Raw genomic sequence first — 1,162 nt, 5'->3', positions numbered from 1 at the left:
ACAGGACTTAAAATCCTGCGGTAGGTGACTACCGTACCGGTTCGATTCCGGTCCTCGGCACCACTAGATGCGCCCGTAGCTCAATTGGATAGAGCGTTTGACTACGGATCAAAAGGTTAGGGGTTCGACTCCTCTCGGGCGCGTAATATTGTTTTTATTTAACATGGGGCCTTAGCTCAGCTGGGAGAGCGCCTGCTTTGCACGCAGGAGGTCAGCGGTTCGATCCCGCTAGGCTCCATTTTTTTATGGAGGAATACCCAAGTCTGGCTGAAGGGATCGGTCTTGAAAACCGACAGGCGGGTTACACCGCGCGGGGGTTCGAATCCCTCTTCCTCCGCCATTTATATTTTTATCGTCGCGGGGTGGAGCAGCCCGGTAGCTCGTCGGGCTCATAACCCGAAGGTCGCAGGTTCAAATCCTGCCCCCGCAATTACGGTCCGGTAGTTCAGTTGGTTAGAATGCCTGCCTGTCACGCAGGAGGTCGCGGGTTCGAGTCCCGTCCGGACCGCCATATTTCTCCCAACAGTTTGCAGCTGTTGTTGATATATATTTATTCGTGTGGCTCAGTAGCTCAGTCGGTAGAGCAATGGACTGAAAATCCATGTGTCGGCGGTTCGATTCCGTCCTGAGCCACCATTTTCTTTTATGGGTACTTTTTCTTTACACTTAGATAAAGATAATCTCATCTTTCTCCGTATATATACATATAGGGGCCTGTAGCTCAGCTGGTTAGAGCGCACGCCTGATAAGCGTGAGGTCGATGGTTCAAGTCCATTCAGGCCCATTTTATTCCGCAGTAGCTCAGTGGTAGAGCAATCGGCTGTTAACCGATCGGTCGCAAGTTCGAATCTTGCCTGCGGAGTTTTGCTATTTCCTGGAGAAGTACTCAAGTGGCTGAAGAGGCGCCCCTGCTAAGGGTGTAGGTCGGTTTTTCCGGTGCGAGGGTTCGAATCCCTCCTTCTCCGTTTGAAAATCACTATAAACTGTTCATATTGCTGGTTACCTATGAATCTATCGTATAAATAGCCCTTCATTTCCTTATTGCATCGGAAATAAGGGTGTTTTTTTATAGGCTCTATAATATTTGTTGGGGTTTAAACAAAATTTTGTGTGCATAAAAAAACACGCAAACTCCTCATTCTTTTATACTTGAATTGTCGAG

The 1,162-nt window shown here is 48.5% G+C and carries 9 tRNA genes; all 9 read left to right on the top strand.

Going from position 1 to position 1,162, the window contains the following annotated elements:
* Nucleotides 1–69: 69 nt before the first annotated feature.
* The 9 genes from QY97_RS19295 (at nucleotide 70) to QY97_RS19255 (ending at nucleotide 965) form a co-directional block, all read left to right on the top strand.
* Nucleotides 70–143 (top strand) — tRNA-Arg (locus QY97_RS19295).
* A gap of 22 nt (nucleotides 144–165) precedes the next feature.
* A tRNA-Ala gene (locus tag QY97_RS19290) sits at nucleotides 166–238 on the top strand.
* 9 nt (nucleotides 239–247) lie between these two features.
* Nucleotides 248–340, top strand: a tRNA-Ser gene (locus QY97_RS19285).
* A 16-nt stretch (nucleotides 341–356) separates the two neighbouring features.
* Nucleotides 357–430: transfer RNA gene (locus QY97_RS19280), tRNA-Met, on the top strand.
* A gap of 4 nt (nucleotides 431–434) precedes the next feature.
* Nucleotides 435–511, top strand: a tRNA-Asp gene (locus tag QY97_RS19275).
* Between the two features lie 49 nt (nucleotides 512–560).
* Nucleotides 561–636, top strand: a tRNA-Phe gene (locus QY97_RS19270).
* 74 nt (nucleotides 637–710) lie between these two features.
* Nucleotides 711–784, top strand: a tRNA-Ile gene (locus tag QY97_RS19265).
* Between the two features lie 6 nt (nucleotides 785–790).
* Nucleotides 791–862, top strand: a tRNA-Asn gene (locus QY97_RS19260).
* Between the two features lie 14 nt (nucleotides 863–876).
* Nucleotides 877–965 (top strand) — tRNA-Ser (locus tag QY97_RS19255).
* The last annotated feature ends 197 nt before the right edge of the window (nucleotides 966–1,162 follow it).

The organism is Bacillus thermotolerans (assembly GCF_000812025.2).
Lineage (GTDB): Bacteria > Bacillota > Bacilli > Bacillales > Domibacillaceae > Quasibacillus > Quasibacillus thermotolerans.
This window is presented reverse-complemented; position numbering and strand designations above follow the sequence as displayed.